Source organism: Flavobacterium sp. AJR, from assembly GCF_002156885.1.
GTDB lineage: Bacteria > Bacteroidota > Bacteroidia > Flavobacteriales > Flavobacteriaceae > Flavobacterium.
Genome location: NZ_NCWQ01000048.1, coordinates 25,901 through 33,303 on the forward strand (window position 1 = coordinate 25,901; position 7,403 = coordinate 33,303).

General features: G+C 30.1%; 10 protein-coding genes. 3 read left to right on the top strand and 7 right to left on the bottom strand.

Features of this window, described 5'->3' with window-relative positions; all coding sequences use genetic code 11:
- Nucleotides 1-67: 67 nt before the first annotated feature.
- From B8T70_RS13730 to B8T70_RS13745, 4 genes are read right to left on the bottom strand one after another with little or no spacing between them, the layout of a single operon-like run.
- Nucleotides 68-295 carry a DUF5808 domain-containing protein gene (locus B8T70_RS13730; protein WP_039115902.1) on the bottom strand — a complete coding sequence of 76 codons (228 nt, stop codon included), beginning with the start codon at nucleotides 293-295 and terminating at the stop codon, nucleotides 68-70.
- A complete protein-coding gene (locus B8T70_RS13735; protein ID WP_039115904.1) occupies nucleotides 270-1,190 on the bottom strand; it encodes a hypothetical protein in 921 nt (306 codons plus the stop codon). The genes B8T70_RS13730 and B8T70_RS13735 overlap by 26 nt, the downstream gene beginning before the upstream one ends.
- Entirely contained in the window at nucleotides 1,183-1,755 is a 573-nt protein-coding gene (locus tag B8T70_RS13740) for an SdpA family antimicrobial peptide system protein (RefSeq protein WP_039115906.1), read from the bottom strand. Before B8T70_RS13740 ends, B8T70_RS13735 begins: the two co-directional genes overlap by 8 nt.
- 55 nt (nucleotides 1,756-1,810) lie before the next feature.
- Nucleotides 1,811-2,590, bottom strand: coding sequence for a hypothetical protein (locus tag B8T70_RS13745; RefSeq protein ID WP_086895209.1), 780 nt, complete (start codon nucleotides 2,588-2,590; stop codon nucleotides 1,811-1,813).
- 151 nt (nucleotides 2,591-2,741) lie between these two features.
- On the opposite strand from B8T70_RS13745, the gene B8T70_RS13750 reads away from it, so the two are divergent.
- Both B8T70_RS13750 and B8T70_RS13755 read left to right on the top strand, forming a co-directional pair.
- Nucleotides 2,742-3,089 carry a helix-turn-helix domain-containing protein gene (locus B8T70_RS13750; protein WP_039115908.1) on the top strand — a complete coding sequence of 116 codons (348 nt, stop codon included), beginning with the start codon at nucleotides 2,742-2,744 and terminating at the stop codon, nucleotides 3,087-3,089.
- A 100-nt stretch (nucleotides 3,090-3,189) separates the two neighbouring features.
- A complete protein-coding gene (locus tag B8T70_RS13755) occupies nucleotides 3,190-3,537 on the top strand; it encodes a helix-turn-helix domain-containing protein (RefSeq protein ID WP_086895210.1) in 348 nt (115 codons plus the stop codon).
- A gap of 72 nt (nucleotides 3,538-3,609) precedes the next feature.
- Here the strand turns inward: B8T70_RS13755 and B8T70_RS13760 are convergent, their stop codons facing one another.
- Both B8T70_RS13760 and B8T70_RS13765 read right to left on the bottom strand, forming a co-directional pair.
- Nucleotides 3,610-4,869 carry an aspartate kinase gene (locus B8T70_RS13760; RefSeq protein ID WP_039115910.1) on the bottom strand — a complete coding sequence of 420 codons (1,260 nt, stop codon included), beginning with the start codon at nucleotides 4,867-4,869 and terminating at the stop codon, nucleotides 3,610-3,612.
- A 33-nt stretch (nucleotides 4,870-4,902) separates the two neighbouring features.
- Complete coding sequence (locus B8T70_RS13765) at nucleotides 4,903-5,382, bottom strand: GNAT family N-acetyltransferase (protein WP_086895211.1); 480 nt, start codon at nucleotides 5,380-5,382, stop codon at nucleotides 4,903-4,905.
- Between the two features lie 175 nt (nucleotides 5,383-5,557).
- On the opposite strand from B8T70_RS13765, the gene fbp reads away from it, so the two are divergent.
- Nucleotides 5,558-6,565, top strand: a complete 1,008-nt coding sequence (gene fbp / locus B8T70_RS13770; protein WP_039115912.1) for a class 1 fructose-bisphosphatase — start codon at nucleotides 5,558-5,560, stop codon at nucleotides 6,563-6,565.
- 310 nt (nucleotides 6,566-6,875) lie between these two features.
- Here fbp and B8T70_RS13775 read toward each other — a convergent pair whose 3' ends face one another.
- Nucleotides 6,876-7,307, bottom strand: coding sequence for a TerB family tellurite resistance protein (locus tag B8T70_RS13775; protein ID WP_035617301.1), 432 nt, complete (start codon nucleotides 7,305-7,307; stop codon nucleotides 6,876-6,878).
- Between the last annotated feature and the right edge of the window lie 96 nt (nucleotides 7,308-7,403).

Consider the following 7,403-nt stretch of genomic DNA (forward strand, 5'->3'; position numbering starts at 1 on the left):
TTATAATTGTGAAATGTTGCGACTGGAATTTTAGTTTTACTATCAAATATAATTGAATTTAAGAAAACTACTTTATGTATTTTCCCAAGACACATAGTATTGCAATTATAATAATTAATATGAATACAGAATTAGGATTTGCAAAATTAGTTGTCCATCCCATTAGCTTATTTCTTTTGGGAGGAAACATTCTCTTATCTTCTTTGTTGTAATAAAAAATTCCCCAAATCCAATTGTTAGAATCATTATGCCAGTTGTCTTTGGTTTCTTTACTTGGTTTCTTGTTTCTTTCCATAATTTATTGCTTTAATTTTCATTTCAAAATATTGATAAATACTATTTTCATTATCTAGATAAAGAATAAGGGCTGCAGTCATAGGAAAGAAAAACGTAATTAAACCGTGGGTCAGCACAATACTTAAATGAAAAAAAACACCTAAAGTCAAGAACAATTTTTTAATCAGTTTATCTGTAGCTAAAATACAGGCAAATAATCCTAATTCAAGAATTATTACAGACCAACTTATTAGGGGAGTAAATGGACTAAGTGTAATAATGGATAATATTTTTTGCAGCCATAGAGGGGCTCCAAAAATATTATTAGTAAACCAATAATAAATACAAGTACCATCTTTCCATTCATCATTAAATATTTTCCCCACTCCAGCATGCAAATATATAATAGCCACCTGTAATAATATCAAAAAGTAATAAGTATTAAAAAACACATTTATTGCTTTTCTACTTTTTGTTATAATTAATTTATTATTGCTCCACTGATTGATTCGATTGTCAAAAATACAAATAGGGATAAGTAACATACTTAAATTGGATGCTATTTGGTCACCTCCTTCAATTGCAATAAAAGAATTACAAATGCTAACATGCACCCAAGTTTGCAATAAAGAAAATAGCTGTGGGAAATAACCAGTAAAAACTATTAATAAAATTGAAATTGAAATTGTTTTTGCAAACGAGGAACTAAACAAGTTGAAAAGACTAATATGTTGAAGAAAAACGTCTAATTTAAAAGAGGTTTCATTATGAATTAATAGATTCATATTTGTTACTTCATCTATATCGTTAAAGCATATAGTAAGTAAAGCCCCAAAAGCTAGCAAAGATCTGACAAAAATCAATCGATTATCAAAAATGATTTTTTGTTCTAAATGAGAGATAAATTTATTCATCTTGGTGAATATTTATAGCGTATACAATAAAGGATGAGGGATAATCAGGTTTTTGATTTAATAATGACCAAGGCAATGCATGTTTACTAACAAATAAATATTTACCTTTAAAATCGGGAACATTTTTTTTAAACACACTAATTTTATTAAATTTCAATGTGTCCAAATTTATTTTTTCAGTTATATTTTCTGCTATTTTCGCTGTTAATCTGTAACCAGTTATTGAATCTGACTTTATTTTATTTAAAATTGTACTTGCTTCTATAGTCAATATTCTATTGTGTCTTGAAAGGCCATAGTAATAATCATTAGAAAAATTTCTTAAATTTTTCATTTCAATTTTGCCATTAAAACATTCAAAAATATAGAATTCTGGTTCTTTTGCACTTTTTGTAAAAAAAGCCCAGCCTTGTGGGAATGCAGAAATAAATTTTGATTTAGCAGTATAACTATTATTAAGAGGATTGTTTCCAAAATAAATGGAAAGAATAGTAAAAAATATTACAAGAACAATACTAACTGAACTATAAAACGCTATCAGTGATGGTTTCGATGTTTTATTCATGATTGTGAATTATTAAAATAGGCAAGTCACTTTGATAATAACTTGCCATATTTAATTAAATACCAGTAAATTCTATAGTGACATCTGACTGGAATTTTTCAATTAAGTATCCCTCAGAATCTATGTAACCAGGATCCTCATAAAAATCAGGTGATGGTGGTAGTGGTGCTTCTTGCAAAAACAAGACAATTACGATGACGGCTGCAGCTGCGGCTAATAACCAAACAGCAACGGAATAGTAAGGCGCTGGATATACGACTTTATTGGTGTTTTTGTCTGATTTCATACTCTGAATAGCATTAAGCAATTCTTCTTTTGTAGATTGTTCATTAATTTTATATTTTGAAGTGAATAAACTGATAAATTTATTCATGTCATTCTCGGAGCCTCCTTTTTTACTTTCATTTAATAATCCAAAGGCAGCATCTGATATTTTATTAGCAGCATCTACAATACCATATTTTACTTGATAAAAATCGCCTGATCCTATTTTTGCTCTAAAGTTTGATAAAAACTCTGGATTGGATTCCTTAATGGTTTCTATGATTTTATTTTGAAGGACTAACATTTCATCCATTTGAGCTTTGTCATTAATAAATGTTCGAAAATTTAAATCTTTAAAATCATCTAATTTATTAGCTAGAGGACCTTCAAGAAACATAATCCCTTTAAACACATCTTCGTCAGTAAAAGAATTAGTCGCATTGTTTTTATCAATATTTGACATCTTATTTTCACGACCTATTTCATCCTTAGTACAACTAAAAAAAATAAATACAAAAGCAACTAAAGTAAAAATGTGGTGCCTTATAACGAATTCTCTAATTTTTTTCATAATGCATAGTTTAATGATTAGTAATAACTTATTTGATGACAAATCTACACGTGATTTCAAACGACTCTTATGCGAAAATCGGTTATTTCTACCCTGAATTTATATTGTTGTAAAATATTTCTTATGTTTGAATCGGTATAAAAGTTAAATTATGAATGTAATCGTAGGAAATAAGCTAAAACAGCTACGTAAAAGCAAGAATATGTCGCAAGAGCAAGCGGCAGATTGTTTGTGTATATCTCAGTCTGCGTATGCGAGGATAGAAAGAGGAGAGAGTAGTTCTTGGGCGAGCCATATTAGTAAAATATGTAAATTTTTCGAAATAACCCCAGCCGAATTGATGATGAATGAAAGTCGACTGAACAAGGAAGAGAGTAATAATTTAAATGAAAGTTTTATTATCAATCAATTGTCAGATAAAATAATAGAACAATATGAAGCACGAATAAAAGAGTTGAAAAAAATAATTAAAGATCTAAAAAGGAATGAAGGAGAGTAAATACAAAGAAATTCATTTGTTAACGAAATTTTTTATGGTTTTTTACGAATTATAATTAATTTTTATAAAAACAATTTAGTAACACTTAAATAAAATTTCTATGGTTGGTACTAAAATTATGGAGTTAAGGAAAATTAAAAAGTTATCACAATTTGAATTATCAAACCGATTAGGGATTAGCCTGACAGCATTATGTGATATTGAAAGTGGAAAAAATAAAAAAATAGACTTTTTGTTAATAGATAAGATTTGTAATGAGTTAGATGTAGAGTTTAATTATTTTCTCGAAAACCCAAATCCAAAAGTATTTGATGATAAAAAATTTATGGAACGTTTGACGGAAATTGCGCTACTTAGTGTTTATAGAAAAATAATAAAACAATATGAAGTCGAGATTTTAGAATTGAAGCAGATAATAAAAGATTTAAAAAGAAAACATAAACCATAAATAAAGGCTCCACTTAAAAAAATGAAGCCTTTATTATTATATTGAATTTTGTAATTAACTTTTATAGAAAAACTAATTAGATTCCTTTGTTACTATTTGCATAGTCTCGCGGCTTACTTGTTTTAGTAAAACTACTTTGTTTTCTTCGACAGTTTCGGCAGCTTTATCATCAAAATGACGAATTGTATATAAAGTTACATTTTCGCTGAAATCAACTTTGAACTTTTTAGAAAGAATAGCATTCAAATCATTGAAATTCTCAAATTTATCTTCTACACAAACAGAAAAGCTAATCGCAGAGTTTTGAATTAAATTCACTTTAATTTTAAATTCATGGAATAAAGCAAAAATCTCGCTGATGTTTTCCTCCATGATAAAAGAGAAATCTATCGATGAAAGAGAAATCAAAAGTTGGTTTCTTTTTACGATAAAACAAGGTAAATAAGGCTCTAAATCGACACCTTTAGAAACACTTGTTCCTTTTAGCAATGGGTTTATAAATGATTTTACATACAACGGAATCTCTTTTTTCTGTAAAGGTTGTAATGTTTTAGGGTGAATAACTGTTGCTCCGTAAAAGGCTAATTCGATAGCCTCACGATATGAAATTTGATTAAGCAAACTTGCATTTTCAAAATAACGTGGATCAGCATTCATAACTCCGGGAACGTCTTTCCAGATGGTAACACTTTCGGCATTTAAGCAATAAGCAAAAATTGCTGCAGTATAATCTGAACCTTCACGACCTAAAGTAGTAGTGAAGTTGTTTTCATCGGCACCCAAGAATCCTTGAGTAATGTTCAGCATTTTTCGCTTAACATTATTACCAATATTTTTTTGAGTTAATTCCCAATCAACTTCGGCATCTCTGTAATTAGCGTTGGTTTTTATAAAATTACGAACATCAATCCATTGTGTTTGGATGCCCATAAAGTTCATAAAATGGCTTAAGATAGTAGTCGAAATTAACTCTCCAAAGCTTACAATTTGGTCATAAACAAAGTTGTAATTAGGAGATTTGTTATGAGCAAGGAAATATTCTAACTCCGAAAACAATGCCTTTACAGCAGTAAAAACTTCATGTTTCTCATTTTCGAATAAATCTAATAATATCTGGTTATGGTATTTTTTTACTTCTTGAACAGATGAACTTAACTCAGAAGATTTTTCGAAATAATTCTTTATTACAACCTCAAGAGCGTTTGTGGTTTTTCCCATGGCCGAAACCACAAGCAATACATCTTCATAACCTACTTTTTGTAAAACGTCATAAACGTTTTTAATTCCTTCAGCATCTTTCACTGAGGCACCACCAAATTTGAATACTCTCATTATTTATTATATCTTAATATTATCTGTTGTCTTTTAATTTTTGTTTTTCTCTAAAAAAGTATCTATTCCAGCTTCGTCCATTTGTACAACACGCCATTCTTCGATAATTTTAGCACCAGAATTTTCATAGAATTTAACCGCAGGAGTATTCCAATCGAGTACATTCCATTCAACTCTTTTTACTTTATCCTTTTTGGCCTGCTTCATTATTTCGGAGTATAAAGCAAATCCTAAACCAGATCCACGCATTTTATCTTTTACAATCAAATCCTCTAAATGTATTGTTTTTCCTTTCCAGGTCGAAAATCGGTAATAGTACAAGGCAATCCCCACTATTTCGGCATCTACCTCGGCTACAAATACATGAAAAAGAGGGTTTTCTCCAAAGCCATCACGAACTAAATCACTTTCTGTAATCAAAACAGCGTCTGGTTCTTTCTCGAATATGGCTAGTTCCTGAATCAAGCCTAAAACAGCTTTCATATCATCAGGGTTTCCTTTTCTAATATTCATAAATTCTTATTATTAATGTATTTATATCTAAAATAATGGTTTTTTTGAACTCAATTTTTACTTTTGATTAACAAATATACAATACGGACAAACTAACTAAATAATTTTTAAATCAATTTCACAAAAAAGGCGATATTTGTGACTTCAAAAAAAAAATCTACAACGATATAGTATAATGGAAGAACGCAATAAAACACTAGGAGAGTTTATTATTGAGAACCAAAAAGCATTTCAGTATTCGTCGGGAGAGCTTTCCCGAATTATCAACTCTATACGATTGGCGGCCAAAGTCGTTAATTATAAAGTAAACAAAGCTGGTTTGGTCGACATCGTTGGCGCAGCAGGAGAACAAAACATACAAGGAGAAGATCAGCAAAAACTAGATGTGTATGCAAACGAGGTTTTTATTCAAACCTTAATTAATCGTGAAATTGTTTGCGGAATTGCTTCAGAAGAAAATGATGATTTTATCACTGTTCAAGGAAGTGACAACAGTCATAACAACAAATATGTAGTTTTAATGGATCCTCTTGATGGATCTTCTAATATTGATGTAAATGTTTCTGTAGGAACTATTTTTTCGGTTTATAGAAGAATTACGCCAATAGGAACTCCGGTTACACTCGAAGATTTTTTACAGCCAGGAGTTAATCAAGTTGCGGCTGGATATGTAATTTATGGAACTTCGACTATGTTAGTTTACACAACAGGTCATGGTGTAAATGGATTTACACTGAATCCTGCAATTGGAACATTCTATTTGTCACACCCGAATATGAAATATTCTAAAGATGGAAATATTTACTCTGTAAATGAAGGAAATTATGTTCATTTTCCTCAAGGAGTAAAAGATTATATTAAATATTGCCAGCATGAAGAAGATGATAGACCTTATACTTCAAGATATATCGGAAGTTTAGTTTCCGATTTTCATCGAAATATGATTAAAGGCGGAATTTATTTGTACCCAACAAGTAGCAAAGCGCCAAAAGGAAAGCTTCGTTTATTATACGAATGTAATCCAATGGCATTTGTGGCAGAGCAAGCAGGAGGGAAAGCATCTGATGGTTTTAATAGAATCATGGAAATTAACCCAACCGAATTACACCAACGCGTTCCGTTCTTTTGCGGAAGCTATAATATGGTCGAAAAAGCAGAAGAGTTTATGCTTAAAGCAAAATAGTTAAAAAACAAAACCCGACTAGTAAATAGTCGGGTTTTGTTTTTTTAGTACCAGTTTTAGTTTTCAGTCTCAGTTTTTAGTACCAGTTTGTAAACTGAATACTGCGACTGCAAACTTTTTTAATATTAGTCTCAGTTTTTAGTACCAGTTTGTAAACTGAATACTGCGACTGCAAACTTTTTTAATATTAGTCTCAGTTTTTAGTACCAGTTTGTAAACTGAATACTGCGACTGTAAACTTTTTTAATATTAGTCTCAGTTTTTAGTCTCAGTTAGTAAACTGAATACTGCGACTGAATACTGAATATTTCTATTTATTCATATTTTGCATTTCGAAAGTAAAAGTATCTAAATCTACTTTTTTATCTACTAATGAAAGTGCTTTTGCAATAATGTAGTTTACGTTTCCTGGAGTAAATCCTAGTGCAAGACCAAGTCTTCTTAGCATGATTTCCTGACTATCTCCCATGTGGTGATCTACGTGTACCATACGAGCCAAATCGTATAAACGCTCTAAACGTTGAGAATACAAATAAGGCGCATTTATAGGATGCTTCAATGGATCTGCAAGAATCTCTTTATACTCTTCGTCTGAAATTTCTAATCTAGAAGCTAGCTTGTCTAAAAAAGCTTTTTCTTCCTGATTTGTTTTTCCGTCTGCAAGAGCTACGCGAACAATAGCCGAAAAATGACCTTTATTTCTTAGTTTAAATTCGCTATCAAATAAATCTGAAAATGACATAATTAATTGGTTTTTTGTATCACAAAGATAAATCTATTTTTAAATTATTAATTTTAATTTTCTCATAATTTTTATAATTCAGGAAACTGCAATTTT